At 58.0% G+C, this 16,899-nt stretch carries 16 protein-coding genes; 8 read left to right on the top strand and 8 right to left on the bottom strand.

What is annotated here, in order from left to right; translation table 11 throughout:
* Positions 1-27 precede the first annotated feature (27 nt).
* The gene (locus AC5S16_RS21965) at positions 28-1,743 is read left to right on the top strand and encodes an acyl-CoA carboxylase subunit beta (protein WP_493932264.1); all 1,716 of its coding nucleotides are present in this window, start codon (positions 28-30) and stop codon (positions 1,741-1,743) included.
* Position 1,744: 1 nt separating this feature from the next.
* Here the strand turns inward: AC5S16_RS21965 and AC5S16_RS21960 are convergent, their stop codons facing one another.
* Both AC5S16_RS21960 and AC5S16_RS21955 read right to left on the bottom strand, forming a co-directional pair.
* Positions 1,745-4,186, bottom strand: a complete 2,442-nt coding sequence (locus AC5S16_RS21960; RefSeq protein ID WP_493932263.1) for a GH92 family glycosyl hydrolase — start codon at positions 4,184-4,186, stop codon at positions 1,745-1,747.
* Positions 4,187-4,332: 146 nt separating this feature from the next.
* Positions 4,333-5,409 (bottom strand): VWA domain-containing protein, encoded by a 1,077-nt coding sequence (locus tag AC5S16_RS21955; RefSeq protein ID WP_493932262.1) that lies wholly within the window; start codon positions 5,407-5,409, stop codon positions 4,333-4,335.
* Positions 5,410-5,523: 114 nt separating this feature from the next.
* On the opposite strand from AC5S16_RS21955, the gene AC5S16_RS21950 reads away from it, so the two are divergent.
* Both AC5S16_RS21950 and AC5S16_RS21945 read left to right on the top strand, forming a co-directional pair.
* On the top strand, positions 5,524-6,870 hold the full coding sequence (locus AC5S16_RS21950) for an FAD-binding protein (RefSeq protein WP_493932261.1): 1,347 nt from the start codon (positions 5,524-5,526) through the stop codon (positions 6,868-6,870).
* 8 nt (positions 6,871-6,878) lie between these two features.
* On the top strand, positions 6,879-7,226 hold the full coding sequence (locus AC5S16_RS21945) for an MmcQ/YjbR family DNA-binding protein (protein WP_493932260.1): 348 nt from the start codon (positions 6,879-6,881) through the stop codon (positions 7,224-7,226).
* Between the two features lie 37 nt (positions 7,227-7,263).
* Here AC5S16_RS21945 and AC5S16_RS21940 read toward each other — a convergent pair whose 3' ends face one another.
* A complete protein-coding gene (locus tag AC5S16_RS21940; RefSeq protein ID WP_493932259.1) occupies positions 7,264-7,623 on the bottom strand; it encodes a DUF6632 domain-containing protein in 360 nt (119 codons plus the stop codon).
* A gap of 131 nt (positions 7,624-7,754) precedes the next feature.
* On the bottom strand, positions 7,755-9,200 hold the full coding sequence (locus AC5S16_RS21935) for a M20/M25/M40 family metallo-hydrolase (protein WP_493932258.1): 1,446 nt from the start codon (positions 9,198-9,200) through the stop codon (positions 7,755-7,757).
* A 90-nt stretch (positions 9,201-9,290) separates the two neighbouring features.
* Here AC5S16_RS21935 and AC5S16_RS21930 point away from each other — a divergent pair, with 90 nt between their 5' ends.
* The 3 genes from AC5S16_RS21930 (at position 9,291) to AC5S16_RS21920 (ending at position 11,449) form a co-directional block, all read left to right on the top strand.
* Complete coding sequence (locus AC5S16_RS21930) at positions 9,291-9,683, top strand: hypothetical protein (protein ID WP_493932257.1); 393 nt, start codon at positions 9,291-9,293, stop codon at positions 9,681-9,683.
* 119 nt (positions 9,684-9,802) lie between these two features.
* Complete coding sequence (locus AC5S16_RS21925; RefSeq protein ID WP_493932256.1) at positions 9,803-10,675, top strand: hydroxymethylglutaryl-CoA lyase; 873 nt, start codon at positions 9,803-9,805, stop codon at positions 10,673-10,675.
* Positions 10,676-10,678: 3 nt separating this feature from the next.
* Complete coding sequence (locus tag AC5S16_RS21920) at positions 10,679-11,449, top strand: enoyl-CoA hydratase/isomerase family protein (protein WP_493932255.1); 771 nt, start codon at positions 10,679-10,681, stop codon at positions 11,447-11,449.
* A 93-nt stretch (positions 11,450-11,542) separates the two neighbouring features.
* On the opposite strand, the gene AC5S16_RS21915 is transcribed toward AC5S16_RS21920, so the two are convergent.
* The 3 genes from AC5S16_RS21915 to AC5S16_RS21905 are packed head-to-tail and all read right to left on the bottom strand — an operon-like array spanning position 11,543 to position 14,312.
* Positions 11,543-12,169 (bottom strand): NAD(P)-dependent oxidoreductase, encoded by a 627-nt coding sequence (locus AC5S16_RS21915; RefSeq protein ID WP_493932254.1) that lies wholly within the window; start codon positions 12,167-12,169, stop codon positions 11,543-11,545.
* 49 nt (positions 12,170-12,218) lie between these two features.
* Positions 12,219-13,295, bottom strand: a complete 1,077-nt coding sequence (locus AC5S16_RS21910) for a glycoside hydrolase family 130 protein (protein ID WP_493932253.1) — start codon at positions 13,293-13,295, stop codon at positions 12,219-12,221.
* Between the two features lie 27 nt (positions 13,296-13,322).
* Positions 13,323-14,312: a phosphoesterase gene (locus tag AC5S16_RS21905; protein WP_493932252.1), complete on the bottom strand. Its 990-nt coding sequence runs from the start codon at positions 14,310-14,312 to the stop codon at positions 13,323-13,325.
* A 255-nt stretch (positions 14,313-14,567) separates the two neighbouring features.
* Here AC5S16_RS21905 and AC5S16_RS21900 point away from each other — a divergent pair, with 255 nt between their 5' ends.
* Both AC5S16_RS21900 and AC5S16_RS21895 read left to right on the top strand, forming a co-directional pair.
* Positions 14,568-15,509: a CPBP family intramembrane glutamic endopeptidase gene (locus AC5S16_RS21900; protein ID WP_493932251.1), complete on the top strand. Its 942-nt coding sequence runs from the start codon at positions 14,568-14,570 to the stop codon at positions 15,507-15,509.
* Positions 15,510-15,599: 90 nt separating this feature from the next.
* Positions 15,600-16,463 carry an aldo/keto reductase gene (locus AC5S16_RS21895; protein ID WP_493932250.1) on the top strand — a complete coding sequence of 288 codons (864 nt, stop codon included), beginning with the start codon at positions 15,600-15,602 and terminating at the stop codon, positions 16,461-16,463.
* A gap of 113 nt (positions 16,464-16,576) precedes the next feature.
* On the opposite strand, the gene AC5S16_RS21890 is transcribed toward AC5S16_RS21895, so the two are convergent.
* Positions 16,577-16,899, bottom strand: a 323-nt coding sequence (locus AC5S16_RS21890; protein ID WP_493932249.1) for a hypothetical protein, incomplete at its 5' end; no start/stop codon positions are given.

Raw genomic sequence — 16,899 nt, 5'->3', positions numbered from 1 at the left:
CAAACCTGCTATCCTTGGCAGTTTGCTATGAGCTCTCCGGAACAAAAGCTGAACAACACTCTGGCCTCCAAGCTTGACGCTAATAACTCACGCGCACGCAACAACGCTGCAGGCATGATGGCGCTCGTCTCCAGCATTCGCGCGCAGGAGACGCAGATTCGCGAAGGCGGCGGCTCGAAGGCCATCGAATCCCAGCACGCAAAGAAGCGCCTCACCGCGCGTGAGCGCATCGCTCTGCTTCTTGATCCTGAAACCGAGCTCTTCGAGCTCGCACTCTTCGCCGCCTTCGAGATGTACGAGGAATGGGGTGGCGCACCCTCGGCAGGCGTCGTCACCGGCCTGGGCCGCGTTGCCGGACGCCTGTGCATGATCATCGCTAATGACGCGACGGTGAAAGCCGGAGCCTTCTTCCCCATGACCGCGAAGAAAGTCATCCGCGCACAGACCATCGCGATGGAAAACCGCATCCCCACGCTCTACCTTGTCGATTCCGCCGGAGTGTTTCTGCCGCTGCAGGAAGATGTCTTTCCCGACCAGGACGACTTCGGCCGCATCTTCCGTAACAACGCCGTCATGTCCGCCGCGGGTATCCCGCAGATCACCGCCATCATGGGCATGTGCGTTGCCGGAGGAGCGTACCTCCCCGTCATGACTGACCATGTGCTCATGACCGAAGGCAGCGGGCTCTTTCTCGCCGGACCAGCGCTGGTGCAGGCTGCCATCGGCCAGAAGTATTCGGCAGAAGAGCTGGGCGGGGCGACCATGCACTCGGAAATTTCCGGCACCGTCGACTTCAAGGAGCCCAACGATCATCTCTGTATCGCGCGCCTGCGTTCACTCGTCTCAAAGATCGGCCACGGTCAGCGCGCTCCCTTCGACCGCACAGCATTTGATCCGGAAAAAGATGCTCCGAAATATCAGAGCGGCGATCTTTATTCGCTGCTCGATCCTGATCCTTCTAAAGCTGCGGTAAACACTTATGATATGCACGAACTCTTAGCGCGAATATTAGACCGCAGCGAGTTCGATGAATACCGCCCCGACTACGGACGCACACTTATCTGCGGATATGCGCGCATCGGCGGCATCTCCGTCGGCATCGTCGCCAACCAGAAGACGCCGCAGCCGCAGACCAGCCACACCGGAGAAAAGCGCGTCGAGTTCGGCGGCGTCATCTACTCCGAGAGCGCCGAAAAAGCCGCGCGCTTCATCATGGACTGCAACCAGAACCTCATCCCGCTGATCTTCCTGCATGACGTCAACGGCTTCATGGTGGGCCGCGACGCCGAGTGGAGCGGCATCATCCGTGCTGGAGCCAAGATGGTCACAGCTGTCTCGAATTCCACTGTGCCCAAGATCAGCGTGATCGTTGGTGGATCATTCGGCGCCGGCAACTACGCCATGTGCGGCAAAGCCTACGATCCGCGATTCATCTTCGCCTGGCCTACGGCGCGCTACGCGGTGATGAGTGGAGCGTCTGCCGCCAACACGCTGGTGGAAATCAAAATCCGCCAGCTAGAGCGCGACGGCAAAAAACTGAGCGACGAAGAGAAGCAGGAATTGCTCGCTTCGATCAAAGCGACGTATGAAGAACAGACTGACTGCCGCTACGCCGCAGCGCGCCTGTGGGTCGATGCCATCATCGATCCGGCAAAGACGCGCGAAGCATTGATAACGGCGCTCGAAGCCGTATCGCTCAATCCTGAAGTGCCGAAGTTCAACCCCGGCATCCTGCAGACCTGACCTAATTTCCCTCAGGCGCAAACGAAGGCGGCGCATCATCTGCACCTGTTCCCCATTGCTTATCGGGAGTGGCAGACAGCTCAAACTCGAGCGTCCCGCCGCTGCCGATAAAGGATTCCGGCAGCCACGTCTTTGTTGCCGCCCTTCCGTCGATCTTCAGCGCGCGCACATACGGAGCATTCGTCCCTGCGCCATTGGCCTTGATCACAATGTCATGCGACGCGCGACGCACGCGAATCTCAGAGAACAGCGGACTGCCCAGCACCAGCTCGGCCCGTCCCGGTATCTCCGGATACATACCCATCGCCGACCACACATACCACGACGACATTTCCCCGAGATCATCGTTCCCCGGCATGCCATTCGGCGTGTTGGTCCATATCGTGTTCAGCACGCGCCGAACCGACTCCTGCGTCTTCCACGGCTGCCCGGCGAAATCGAAGAGCCACGGCGTCTCAATCGAAGGTTCGTTGTTCAGCTCGGCATGCAGCGGACCGGATTTTGTAACGGCCAATGAGCCATCGGGATTATAGAAAAAGGCGTCAAGCCGTTTGGCCGCCGCTTCCCTGCTGCCGAGCATCTCAAAGAGGCCGCGCACATTGAAAGGAACCATCCAGAGATACTGTGCCCCACTGCCTTCCACAAAGCCTTCATCCGATGCCGGATCGAACTTTGGCCAGCTTCCATCCGCATTGCGGTTCTGGATGTATCCGCCCTCGCTGGTGGCATGCGGATTGAAGATGTTCTTCCAATACTGCGCGCGGGCAAGGAACGTCGTGCGGTTCGGCTCGTCGTGCAGCCGCCGTGCCAACTCGGAGATGGCGAAATCAGCCGCCACATCTTCGAGCGTATCCGCCGCAGGCCCCCAAGCAGGGGCGCCTGTCGGAATGTAATGCAGCTTGAGCCACAGGTCGAGCGCAGGGCGCTGCCCCACGCACACCACCGGGCAGCCTTCTTTGCTCAAGTCGTGCGCAGTGGGCACAGTCGCAGCCTGCAGCAGCGAGCGATAGGAAGCCTTCACATCAAAGCGGTCGCCGCCGAAGGCAAGAATGTCCGCGATGGCCGGCGCCGCCGGATCGCCATTCATCACATGCGTCAGCCCGGCATTGTGCGTCCAGCGGTCCCACTCGCCGCCATTCTGGTTCGCCTGGTTCAGCAGCGACTGCGCAATGTTGCTGCCGATGTCCGGTGAAAGCAGCGTGACTAATTGTAACTGTGACCGGTACACATCCCACCCCGAGAAGGTGCTGTACTGCGCCTTCTGCGGAGCGGCAACTGCATGCACTTTTCCGTCCATGCCAAAATAGCTGCCGTCCGCATCGCTGTAGAGATTCTCGCCGAGCAGCGCGTGGTAAAGCGCGGTATAGAACACCGTCCGCTCATCTGTCGTTCCGCCGGTGATCTGTATCCGATCGAGTATCCCGTTCCAGGCCGCATGCGCGTTCTCGCGCATAGCGTCAAAGCTCGTGCCCGCGGGATTCTCCGCCTGCAGGTTGGCTTCGGCATTCTTCTCGCTTACATACGAAATGCCGACGCGCACATGAACAACAGGTGATTTCGCTGTATCGAACGCGACCCATCCGCCCGAGCCTTTGCCCGAAGGCGGAAAGCCGCGTGGCCCGTATGTAGTGCCGCCGTGCGCTTCTGTCGAACCACGCCGAACAGCGGAATCCTGCCATGTGCCCGTCGCCTGAAAGGGCTGATCAAAATGAGCGACAAAATACAGCGTGTAATAGCTGTGACGGACAGCGCTTTCGATATAGCCGCAGAAATTTCCGCCCGTCACCGAACCGGAAATCGTGCGCGTCGAAGCGTCGATCTTCACTGTGGCGTCACTGCTGCCCGTCTCGGAATTGGAAGTGCGGACGAGCATCACGGCGGGCTTGCCTGCCGGATAGGTAAAGCGTCCCATCCCCGTGCGCGGCGTTGCCGTCAGCTCAACATTTACGCCGTTGGCCAGCTTCACGCGATAGTAACCTGCCGAGGCTTGCTCTTCGGCATGCGAAAAATCGCTACTGTATGTGGTGGAATCGCTCGATGGCGAGGTGCCTACGTCCTCGGTAATCGGCATAAACGGAATATCGCCGCTCGCTCCGGCGCAGCCCGTGCCCATCAGGTGCGTCAGCGAAAATCCGCGAATCTTTGTCGCTGTATATTCATAGCCGCCCGGAGCAGCAGGCCGCGCAGGATCGTCCTTGAACGACCCGGGCACGCCCTGTATTTTGGGCCGCGGCTTGTTATAGGGCTCTTCCGGACTCCATGCAAGCATGCCGAAAGGAAGCACCGCGCCCGGATAATCGTTGCCGCCATTCGTAGTGCCGATCAGAGGATTCACCAGTGAGGCCGGATCGCTGCTCTGCGCATTCGCCGCGCCAACCAAAGTCCCAGCCAGACACAGCGCCACAATCATCGCGCTGCAAAACACACGTACACGTTTCTTCAAAGCCACTGCTCCCTGAATCGCAATTCTCGGTCGATTGTAGTTCGCTGGAGCAGGAATCTGGAATCGATTCCACAAGAATGAACAAGACGCAGTACGTAAAGAAGGGGTGCCCCAGGTTCGCGCAGCTAACCTGGGATAGTTAAGAATTAAGGCTCGCCATAGTAGGCATAGTTCGTCCGCGCAGTCACCCCAGGCTTGCCGATCTTCACCGTCAGGGCATGGTACTCATTGGCCCGCTCAGTCGGAGCGGCATCAAACGACATCACATAATAGGCAGCCGCATCAGCAATGCAAGCGTTGATCTCGCTCAGCAAATCGTTGTTCGCGTTGAACACGCGCCCTCCGCTTTGCGTCGCAAGAACCTGCAGCGCAAGATTGCCGGAATTGGCCTGGTCCACCTTGCGCACGCCTTTCAAATAGCTTTGGTAGTAAAAGCTGCGCATCATAGATGCATCCGTTCCCAGCGGATCGACCGCATACAGCGTGATGCGCGACGTTCGCAGCCCATTGCTGTAGAGAGCAATCCAGTTGAAGAAGGACTGCTGCTGCCTGGCATCAAACTGAATGCCCGGACCAGCGAGCATGGGCCAGCCGGGGCTGATCCAGACGAGCATCTTCCGCCCCGGTTTCTTGCCCTCGAAATCAATCAGCTGGTTCAGCGTCTGCAATGAGAGCTGGAGCCTCTCTGCGGCTCCATAGACTCCTGTAGAGCGTCCGATGATTCGCAGCGACGAGCCATTGGACGCGAGAAGCTCAGCCAGGGCATTGCCGTCGCGCGAAGGCTGCGGCTGGATTTGTGTACCTTTATCGGTAAACACGACCAGCGTCACAGGGTAGGCCAGCTGGCCGTTATTCTGGCGAAAAAATCTCGCGACCGCGTCCCGCTCATAAGCAACGCGCTGAAAGCTTGTGTTTACCAGGTCGACGAGCAGAATCACTTCATCCGGCGGATCGGCCTTGGCCCCCTCCAAAGCTGCGAACGACAAAATCTGCTGCGGCTTGTTGTTGTCCCAAATGGTGAAATCCTGCTGCTGCAGACCGGATATGGCATTACCCGCCGCATCCGCTGCAACTACATCGAGGCTGATGCGGCGTTCTGCCAGCTTCGTCTGCTCAGCTTCCTGCGAGGTACGCGGAATGAGTTTTTGCTCCTGTGCAACTGCCCGCTGCATAGTGAAAACCAGGAGGCAGATCAACACGACTCGAACCAGGGACAGCTTCATTGCAAAGCACCTCAATCATCCTGTTTTGGTCAACTGCGCATCGTATCACCCGGCAGCGCGTTCCAGCCAGATAACTCGCCATGTCGTCCGCCCGCGTGATACAAGGTTGCCAACATGAACAAGCGGGAATTCCTCAAAACTTCGGGCATACTCATAGGTGGAGCTACCTTGTCCCACTACATTACAGCCGAACAGGCATCAGGCACGCGCACCAACTGGGCCGGCAACTATACCTACAGCACCAATAATCTGTTCGAGCCAAAGTCTGTGGAAGAAGTTCAGCAGACCGTCAAGCGCTGCCACAAAATCAGAGCGCTGGGCGCGCGCCACTCATTCAACAGCATTGCCGACAGCACGGAAAACCAAATCTCGCTCGCGCATCTCGACGAGATGAACATTGACCCGACATCGCGCACGGTCACCGTCGGCGCAGGCGTGAAATACGGGCAGCTTGCTCCGTATCTGGACAGCCACGGCTTCGCCGTCCATAACCTCGCGTCGCTGCCGCACGTCACGGTCATCGGAGCATGCTCCACCGCCACGCACGGCTCCGGCATCCACAACGGCAACCTGAGCACCGCCGTCTCCGCCCTCGAGTTCGTCACTGCGGACGGCAGCCTCGCCACACTCTCGCGCGCCAAAGATGGCAATGCATTTCACGGAGCTGTCGTTGGACTCGGGGGCCTTGGCATCGCGACAAAAGTCACGCTTAACCTTCTGCCCACATTCCAGATGCGGCAGCTGGTCTACGAGAACTTATCCTTCGATCAGCTGAAAGACAATCTCGACACGATTTTCGGCAGCGGATACAGCGTCAGCCTCTTCACCGACTGGCAGAACCACCGCGCCACGCAGGTCTGGATCAAGCAGCGTATCCAACAGAGCGCGCCATCCACGCAGCCGCCCGAGTTCTATGGCGCAAAGCTCGCCACGCGCAAGCTGCACCCCATTGCCCGACATGACGCCACTCCCTGCACCGAGCAGATGGGCATTCCCGGCCCATGGTATGAGCGTCTGCCGCACTTCCGCATGAACTTCACGCCCTCCAGCGGAGCCGAGCTGCAGACGGAGTATTTCGTTCCACGCGAGCACGGCTATGAGGCCATTCTCGCTGTCGAAAAACTGCGCGACCGCATCACGCCGCATCTCTTCATCACGGAGTTGCGCACCATTGCCGCCGACGATCTCTGGATGAGCATGGCTCACAAACAAGACTCGCTCGCCATCCACTTCACCTGGAAGCCGGAGTGGCCTGCAGTGAAGCAGATTCTGCCGCTCATTGAAAAAGAGCTCGCTCCCTTCAATCCGCGCCCGCACTGGGCCAAGCTCTTCACCCTGCCGCCTGCGCAGCTCGAAGCAAAATACGAAAAACTCGCGGACTTCAAAGCGCTGCTGAAGCACTACGACCCGGAAGGCAAGTTCAGGAACCAGTTCCTCGATACCAATCTCTATAGCGCCTGAGCAACGCCATGAACGCAGCAGATTTTCGCCGGATTGCACTAAGCCTCGAAGGTGTGGAGGAAAGCTCGCACATGGGCTCGCCTGACTTTCGCGTGGGCGGAAGAATTTTCGCGACCCTCGCCGCGCAAAGCGAAGGCTACGGCAATCTCATGCTCGACGTAGAACAGCAGCAGGCCTTCATTGCAGACCGCCCTGACCTCTTCCTGCCCATCAAAGGCGGATGGGGCCGCATGGGCATGACCCATATCATCCTCGCGAAGGCCGATCAAAATTCATTAAGGGGCGCTCTGACTACTGCATGGAAGCTGCGCAAAGAGAAAAACACGAAACCCAAAAAGAAAAAGCCCCTTCGATGATCGGCAATCTCGGAAGAGCAACTTCCCAGCGAAGGCTTTAAGAAGCACTACGGAGCGAGACAGGCTTTGCTGGCGCGAGCGCGGTCAAGGCTATGCCGATGACTACGAGAACAGCCACGCCAATCAGTTCTCCTCGCGAAATCATGTTGCGCAACGCCTGGGTGCCCATCACAGCAGCATGAGCGAAGCTGGACCACGCTGTGAAGGCGATCAGGCTGCGACTCGCGAAAGGGTTGCGGATTGCCAGAAGCAGGAAAATTCCAAGAGTGACGTAAAGGCTAAGCATCATCGACAACGCAGGCTCTTGTCGCATGAATATTGCAAGGGGATAAACCAAAGCCAAAAAAAGCAGCCCCACCAACGCCAGCACGATCTTTAAAGCTGCGTCTCGATTCATGGATGCTCTCCCTACATAAACGCTCTCACTGGCCGAGGACGGCATGCACTACTTCCGGTATAACTACTTAACTGCTACGATCACACGATCGTTTCGGTTCCCCTCGCCTTCATTCCCAAATTTGCGTGAGCCTATCGCGGAGCTGGAACTCCGGAATCCGCCAGTGCATAAGCCAAGACCGCCATCACTGCGGCATTCTCATTCAGCTCCTGCGGATTGACCTTGTCGAAAGTATCCGCAGCCGTGTGGTGATAGTTGAAGTAGAAGCGGCTGTCCTGGTTCGGAGCGAACTGCGGCACATTTTTAAGGAACCCGACATCCTCACCGGCCTCTGGACTCGGGGTGATAACGGTGGCTCCAATCGGCGCAAGCACCTGCGCCACTGGACGCAGCCACCCTTCAAGCTCCGGCTTGCCCGCGGCCATAATGCCGATCGGATGCCCTGCGCCAAGATCTGATTCGATAGCGCCGATATGGTGGTTCAGCTCGCCTTCATATTCCTGCGCATAAGTCTGCGCGCCCGAGCCACCCTGCTCCTCATCCATCCACGCAATGAAGCGCACCGTGCGTCGGGGATGAATGTTCAGCTGCTTCAGAAGATGAATTGCCTGCATGGAGACGACGATGCCCGCGCCGTCATCGATCGCTCCGGTGCCCAGGTCCCATGAATCAAGATGCCCGGAAACCACCACTACCTGCTCGGGGTGCTCGCTTCCCTTCCAGTCGGCAATGACGTTGTAGCTCTCGGCCTTGGGCAGCGTCTGCGGAGTAAGCGTGAGCTTCATGCGCACAGTTCCCTGCTGCGTGAGGTTCTTGAGCAGGTCTGCATCCTCCGCCGTCACTGCTGCAGCAGGAATTTTTTCGATGCCATCGGAATAGATGGTTGCCCCGGTGTGCGGCAGCCGGTAGTCCGCGCCACCCACTGAGCGCACCAGCACGGCCACAGCCCCAAGCGAAGCGGCAACGCTCGGGCCTGCTCCGCGATACATCACCGCTTGCCCGTAAGCCGATAACCCGTCGCCTTGCGCAGCGCGGCGCTTGTCGAACTTCTCATTGAAGAGCAGGATCTTGCCCTTCACTGCTCCCTGCGGAAGCTTCTTCACATCATCAAAGGAATCGGCAACGACGACTTCCGCCGTCAATCCATCAGCAGGCGTAGCCACGCTGCCGCCCAGCGCCGTGAGCACAATCTTCTGCTTCGTCCCATCAGCCATTCCCGGCCACGAGACCAACTCGGCAGTCTCAGCGCCGCGCACCCAATGCGGGACAAGCGTCTTCTCAAGATGCACATCCGCGCCTAGAGCGCGCATCTCGTCCGCAACGTAGTCCACCGCCTTCTGCGCCTGCGGAGAGCCGCTCAAGCGCGGCCCGATATTGTCGGTCAGATGATGCAGCTCGCTCAGAGCATAAGGGTCCTCAATAGCAGCATCGCGCAGCTTCGCCATATTCGCGACCTGATCAGCAGTCCACGCGCCCGTCGAGGTGTTCATCAGCTGCTGCAGGCGGTCCTGAATGGACTGGGCAGACGCAAAACAGGGCACGGCTAGGCACAATACTGCAAGATGTTTTCTGAACATAGGCGCATCCTACCATGCTGGCTTGTCGTTTCTGGTTCCCTATTTTGACGATTCTTCACTGACCCACTTTCCTTCACACAGCAAGACAGTATGCTCAGAGTCATGGGCACGACCACAACCGCCGCCAGACGCACCAAGAAGAAGAAATCCTCATCCGCTGGATGGCTTTCATGGTGGCCTTTGCTGGTGGGCATCGCCGTAACGCCGCTCACCGTGCGCGCTGCCGGAGTGATGGCGCTCGCCGGCCCCGATGCCTTGCGCACTCTCTATCCTTATGTGCAGCTCGCGCAGAGCCATGCCCTTGGCTTTTCCGGAGAAATCGCCATAGCCCTTTCGCAGGCGCTGATGTACCTGCAATTCCCTCTCTATGGCCTGCTGATGGCGCTGGTGTTGCGCTCAAGGGGCTTCATTCACGCTCTTATCACAACGGCTATCGTCCATTTTGGAGCCGTCGCCATTGTCGTCGCGCTCGCGCATCTATAAATTAGAACGTGCTTCAAAATTGTTTCAGGTAGAAGCACCGGCCTTCAGGCCGGTGAAATTTCCTGGGAAACCAACAGGGCTTTAGCCCTGGGCCTTCAAAAGGGATTTTGCAGTTCTCTATGAGCGAAGCCGTCAAACTCATCGAATGCCCGCGCGACGCATGGCAGGGACTGCCGAAGACCATTCCGTCCGAAGTGAAAGCAGACTACCTGCGCACCCTCATCGCTGCCGGGTTCAAGCACATTGACGCCGTCTCCTTCGTCTCGCCGAAAGCTGTCCCGCAGATGGCTGACTCCGAGCAAGTACTCGAATACCTCGATCCATCTGACGATGTCGAGATCATCGGAATCGTCGTAAATCAGAAAGGCGCAGAGCGCGCCATTGCGACTGAGGCTGTTAGCACGCTTGGATTCCCCTACTCCATCTCGCCGGAATTTCTGAAGCGCAATCAGGGCCAGACTCCGGAAGAATCACTCGATGTACTCGAAGCCATCGGCCAGGCCGCCTACAAGTCCGGCCTCAACATCGTGGCCTACATCTCCATGGCCTTCGGCAATCCCTATAACGATGCATGGAGCATCGATGAAGTGATCTCCGCCTGCGACCTGCTGGCCGACATGGGCATCGAACAGATTTCGCTTGCGGACACGGTCGGCCTCGCTACTCCGGAAGAAGTCTCGCGGCTGGTCAGCGCCGTGCTCTCAATCAATGACGCGCTTGAGATCGGTGTGCATCTGCATGCGCGGCCCGACGAGGTAGCCGCAAAGGTAGCCGCTGCGTATCGCGCAGGATGCAGGCGCTTCGACATGGCCATGGGAGGCCTCGGCGGCTGCCCCTTCGCGCAGGATGCGCTGGTCGGCAACATTGCCACAGAGTTGGCAGTCGCGGAGCTCGAACGCCTCAGCTCAGACCTGCCGCAGCTGCAGCCGCTCGACGGAATCCTCGCGGCCAACCACGCCATCGCCGAAAAATTCGGCCCAACCCGGCAATAGACTATGTTGCGCATTCAAAGAAAAGAAGGCATTCTCACCATCACGCTCGATCGTCCGGAGCGGCGCAATGCGCTCAATCCGCAGATGATTGAGGAGCTGATCCACGCATTCGAAGCAGCAGAGCATTCTGACTCAGGTGTGGTCATCCTTACCGGAGCAGGCCCGGCCTTCTGCGCCGGACTCGATCTTGAACACCTCGAAGCCCTGCATACAAAGACCATCGAAGAACATCGCGAAGACTCAGAAAGCATTGCACATCTTCTGCGCACACTCTACGACCTGAGCAAGCCGACGATCGCCGCAGTGAATGGCTCCGCAGTCGCCGGAGGCATGGGGCTGGCAACCATCTGCGACTTTACGCTCGCCGTACCGGAAGCAAAATTCGGCTACACGGAAGTGAAGATCGGCTTCATTCCCGCAATCGTCTCTTCATTCCTCGTTCGGCAGATCGGCGACAAACGCGCCCGTGACCTGCTGCTCACCGGACGCCTGATCGACGCCCAGGAAGCATACGAATTTGGATTGATAAATAAAGTAGTGAACCCGCCCGAGCTGATGCCCGAGGCTCACAAGCTCGCTCAATTGCTGGTGAAGAACAGTCCGGAAGCGATGCAGGCCACCAAGCGCCTGCTGCGGCAATTTACAAAAGATCAGCTTGATCGAGAGATGAAAGCCGCCATCGCCGCGAATGCCGAAGCACGCACCACGGAAGACTTCAAGGAAGGCATTCGCGCGTTCCTTGAAAAGCGCAAACCGGAATGGCCAAAGAAATAGGCTCTCCGGTAATCACTTCCATGGGTGCCCCAGAACCTGCCCTGAGCGGAGTCGAAGGGTTCGCGGAGCGAAGCTAACCTGGGATAGTTGGTTTTAATACGCCGCAGTAAACCGTCGGCGAATATACTGCGGCTTCTCCAACTCATCCACCAGCGCAAGGGCATAGTCTTCAGCAGAAATCCTGCTGTTGCCCTGCGCATCCACGATCAGATTATCCGCATCAAGGCGGAATTTCCCGGTGCGTTCTCCCGGTTGAATCAAAGCGGCGGGACTGAAATAGGTCCAGTCAAGATCAGCCTTGCGCAGCACTTCGAGCGCATCAGCATGCGCCAGCGCAATGCCCTTCCACTCTTGCGGAAAGCCGGGAGCATCCACCACGCGCAGGTTCGGAGCAGCGAACAGGCTTCCAGCGCCGCCAACAACGATCACGCGCTTCACTCCAGCCTGCTTCGCCGAGGCGATGAGCGAATGTGTCGCATCGACGATCTTTCCTGAATCACTTCCCGGATTGTACGCGCTGACAACCGCATCCTCCCCTTTGAGAATGTCTGCCGTTTCCGACGTGTTCAGTAAATCCCCTTTGACTGCCTTCACCGCCGGATTCGCAGGAACACGCGAAGGATCGCGGACAACTGCCGTCACCTTGTGTCCACGCGAAACCAGCTCCTGCAGTACACGGCTGCCGATCATCCCTGTTGCGCCAATGAGAACCACATTCATATCTGTCTCTCCCGCATTTTGGATGGGCTTATCTTGAGAAAGGATGAATTTATTTGTTTAAAGGAGCAATTGCCACAGACACCAATGAATCTGCGCAGCCATAGTACAGCAGCCACTGGTTATGAAAAAAGACTAGCCCCTCGGCAAATGTCGTTCCTGCAGCATACTGCCCGGTCTTCTCGTAAGGCAATTCAGGTTTCAGAACCGGAGCATCGGTCTGCGCAATCAGGTGTGAAGGATCATTCGCATCGAACAACGCTTCGCCCGCAGCATAGGCATTCGATCCAAGCGCCGGATCTCCGCCCTCGACCGCATTCTTGCCGTTGTAGATGACTACAATTCCTGACTTCGTGAGAACAGGCGGAGGTCCCGTCTCCGGAAAAGTGCTGTCAAAATGCCCTGAACGCGGCTTCAGCAATTCCAGAGGCTCGCCGTGCGCATCTTCGACCGGAGACCAGTGAATCAAATCCGTCGATGTAGCAAGACGGATAGAACCCTCACCCCAGAACATCCAGTATTTGCCTTTGATACGCGCAGCCATCAGCCGCCCGTCGTGCAGTTGCGTAACAATACCCGCCGACTTGTATTTCAGGTTCGCATACTTTCCATTGGCCGCCGTCAGAAATGCAGGGCCATGCTTCGTCCAGTGCGTCAGATCGCGCGACGTGGCGATGCCCACTGAGTACGTCTTGCGATTCCACTGCGTGTAGGTCAGAACATAAGTTCCATCTTCTGACTCAACAATGCGCGGATCTTCCACGCCTCCCGGCCATTCGCGGTCTTTCTGCGCATCTTCCGCGGGGTAGAAAACCGGAGCCGCGCCGCGCGTGAAGTGGATGCCATCACTGCTTTCAGCCAGGCCAAGGCGTGACGTGTGCATGCCGATCGTCATTTCGCCGGTATTATCCTCGGCGCGGTAGAGCACGTACACCTTGCCATTGCGCACAATCGCCGCAGGATTGAAAGTGTGCAATGCCTCCCAATGTATGGGTTTGTGATCTATGGGATCGTCAAAGGTAGATGACGGGTTCGGCGAAATCACCGGATTGCCGCTGGCTGGCCGCGTAAATGGCCTGATGGTCCACGCACTCTGCGCGAAAGCCGCAGCGCAGCAAACCCAACTCAATATAAGACTGCGCCAAATCTTCATCATTCACTTCAAGGGATTATGCGCCCTCAGCTCAGCCACAATCTCCGCCGCAGCGTTGCGCGCCAGGTCGCTCTTATCCGGAGGGAAGCTGATCGCCCCCACGCGCGCATGTCCGCCGCCGCCATAGCGTTCGCAAATCTCCGCCAGGTTCAGCATGTCTTCCGGTTTCGCCTTGGTCCACGGATTTGAGCCCACAGCCACCTTCGTGCGGAAGCTCGATTTCGACAGACCAATCGAATACGTGGCTTCGGGATGCAGATAGTAGGGGATGAATTTGTTGTATCCCTCGAGCTGGTGATCGGTGATATCGAAATAAATCGTGCCGTCCTTCTCTTCCGAACGCTCGCCGATCAGCTTCAGCGCCTGCTGGTGCCGCTCAAGCAGCGGCGGCAACAGCGATGACACGAAGGGCTGTGCCAGCACTTCGGCCAGCGGCATCTCGGTCAGCAGAGGAATCAGCTTTGGCACAAACACCGGGTCCTGCGTGGACTCGATAATCAGCGTCAGCTTCATCGCCGGCTCCGCCATCTCAACCGCTGCCTGCGGGCTCGCATAAAGCGCGCCATCCACAATGTCCGCCCACTTCACCAGCTCTGCCACCGGATCGGCATTGAACCCGAAGCGCGTCTCCGCAATATATGCGAGAAAGCTGGCGCACGATGTGTAATTCGGATCATAGAAACGGCGATTGCCGTAGCGCCCATCTTCCATGCCCTTCAGATAATCCTGGTGATCTTCGGGCGTAAGGAACGCGCTCAGATGATGATCGAACCACCAGGTAATCTTCGGCGATGCCGAATACTTGAAATCGACAATGGCGTTTTCATCGCCGATAAAATCCGCCTCATTGAACAAGGCGCCGGCGCGATGCACCAGGCCATGATAGGTATATTCCGCATCTTTTGTGATGCGCTCGCGATGAAAACGCGCGAACAATGAAGCCGAGCATGCTCCGTCAAAACACTTGTCGTGGTAAAAGACACGTACCTTCAAAATGGTGCGAACTCCCCGAGGGAAATTAGTAATAGGAAACTCTTAGGATTGCCGGAGCCGCCCTCCCTGTCAAGGGACTGGCCCCTTCGACTTCGCTCAGGGCAGGCTGGGCACACACGCCTTCGGCGTAAATTCTTGAAATTCATCCCGTCATAATGTCGTTGTCATCCTGAGCGGAGCGAAGGACCTGCTCTTCCAGCTTCACATCCATCAAACAACATAAAATGGTTCATTCACCAAACATCGGAGACCACGTTGGACGAGCCGACACAAACAAATCCGCCAAACCAGATCGAAACCCCAAAGCGCAACGCGCGCTGGATATTCATAGGCAACAACGGCATCCGCTCCGGATGGAGCACTCTGCTCTTCGTCGCCATATTCATCGTGCTCGCCCTGCTGTACTTCCTCGTCTTCGGAGCATTCCTGAAATCGCACCTGAGCCCTAAAGCGCCCGTCGCGCCATTTGTCAGCCTTTTCCTCGAAATCTCACAGTTCGCTCTCGTGCTCGCAGCAACCGCCGTCATGGCGCTCATCGAAAAACGCCGGATCGGTGTGTTCGGCTATTCCGGTAATGCCAGGGCAGTCCGCTTCTGCTCAGGCCTCGTCTGGGGATTCATCGCCATCTCCGCTCTGATCGGCCTGCTATGGCAGCTCGGCTTTCTTTCCTTTGATGCCGGACATCTCAACGGCACGCAGGCGTGGAAGAATGCCGCCATCTGGGGACTGGCATTTCTTTTCACCGGGCTCTTTGAAGAGTCGCTGCTGCGAGGCTTTCTGCAGTTCACGCTGGCGCGCGGCATCGGCTTCTGGTGGGGAGCGCTGCTGCTCTCCGCGATCTTCGGATTCGTCCACAAAACCAACGCCGGCGAATCGCCGATTGGGCTGTTTTCCGCCGCAGCCGTCGGCCTAGTCTTCTGCCTCAGCCTCTGGTATACCGGCTCGCTCTGGTGGGCCATCGGCTTCCATGCCGCATGGGACTGGGGCCAGACCTACTTCTACGGCACATCGGACAGCGGCATGACCGCGCAGGGCCATCTCTTCTCCGAGCATCCCACTGGCCCGCTGCTCTGGAGCGGCGGCGCCACCGGCCCCGAAGGCAGCGTGCTCATCATTCCCCTGCTGGTTCTCATGGCGCTCGCCATGTGGCTCTGGTGGGGACGCCGCCCTGCCGCCTGGCCCGTTGAGAAATCGTGAATTTTGGGCAAACGGGCCTCTTCTTTACGCCGGCAGCATCGAACTAAGAGTAAAATTCCTTCAAAATTGGGCAAGCAGGAGGAAAGGCGTATGAACCGCAGAAAATTCCTCACCGCGGCAGCCGCCGGAGTTGGCGCAGCCTATCTGAAACCCGTCAGCTTCGCAAAGCCCATTGAGATTCCGCCGCTTACACAGAAGTTCAAGGCGACAGATACCGTCGTCCTCGGCAAAACCGGAATCCGCACCAGCCGCCTCGCTATGGGTACCGGCACCATCGGCTTCGGAGGGTCTTCCAACCAGACGCGCAGCGGTTCCGGCACCCGGCTGCTGCTGAATGGCTTCGACAACGGTCTGATCTTCTTCGATACAGCGGATTCCTACGGCAGCCATCCTAACGTCGCCGAAGCCTTGCAGCACATCCAGCGCGATAAAGCGATCGTGATGACCAAGTGCGACTCGCGCGATCCCAAGGAAGCGCGCGCCGACCTCTATCGCTATTTAAAAGAACTCAAGACTGACTACATCGACATCTGCCTCATCCACTGCGTCACGGAAGACGACTGGACCGACCGCTATCGCGGTGTCATGGACGTTTTCTCCGAAGCAAAGGAGAAAGGCATCATCCGCCACCACGGCGTCTCCTGCCACTCCATCGGAGCGCTTCGTGCCGCCGCCAAATCGCCGTGGGTGGAAGTCGACCTGGTGCGCCTGAACCCCGTTGGCGCGCACATGGACGCCGACCCGCAGACCGTCATCGGCGTCATCAAGGAAATGCGCGCGCAGGGCAAAGGCATCATCGGCATGAAGATTCTCGGCCAGGGAGCCATGCGCAACCGCCAGGACGAGGCCCTGCGCTTCGCACTTGGAACCGGCGTGCTCGACGCCTTCACCATCGGCGCAGAAAACCAGAACGAGCAGGCCGACCTGATCCGCCGCATCGCCGCCGCTGCGTGAATTGCCTTGTTGACTGGAAGTTCAAGGCAACCGGGCTCGGTCCAATAGTTTCGTAACAGTCTCAACCAGCTCCGCAGCAGGAAGTCGCAGCGTCTCCCTGTTGCGAAGCCAGGCTATCCCTGCACCGCAGGTTTTGCAGCCAGAATGCCCTTAAAGCTCTCGCGGTACTGAAGAAAGACCAGTATCCACAGCGCGCACGCCACCAGCCCCGGAGCAATGCTCGCCGGCGCAAGCGTCAAATGAAAAGCAAGGATGTTGTATAACTCCGCTGCAAGCAGCGTGAGAGCCAGCGGCACAAAGAATCCCGAAAGCAAAAGCAATCCACCAACCAATTGAATCGCGAAGAAGAATGAGGCAAAATGCGATGAACTGATTGCAACGAAAAACTGTACTGCCAGCGGATTCGGCGGCGGCGGCTGGTGGATGAAGTTGAGAA

Source organism: Acidobacterium sp. FHG110202_01, from assembly GCF_059115305.1.
This window is presented reverse-complemented; position numbering and strand designations above follow the sequence as displayed.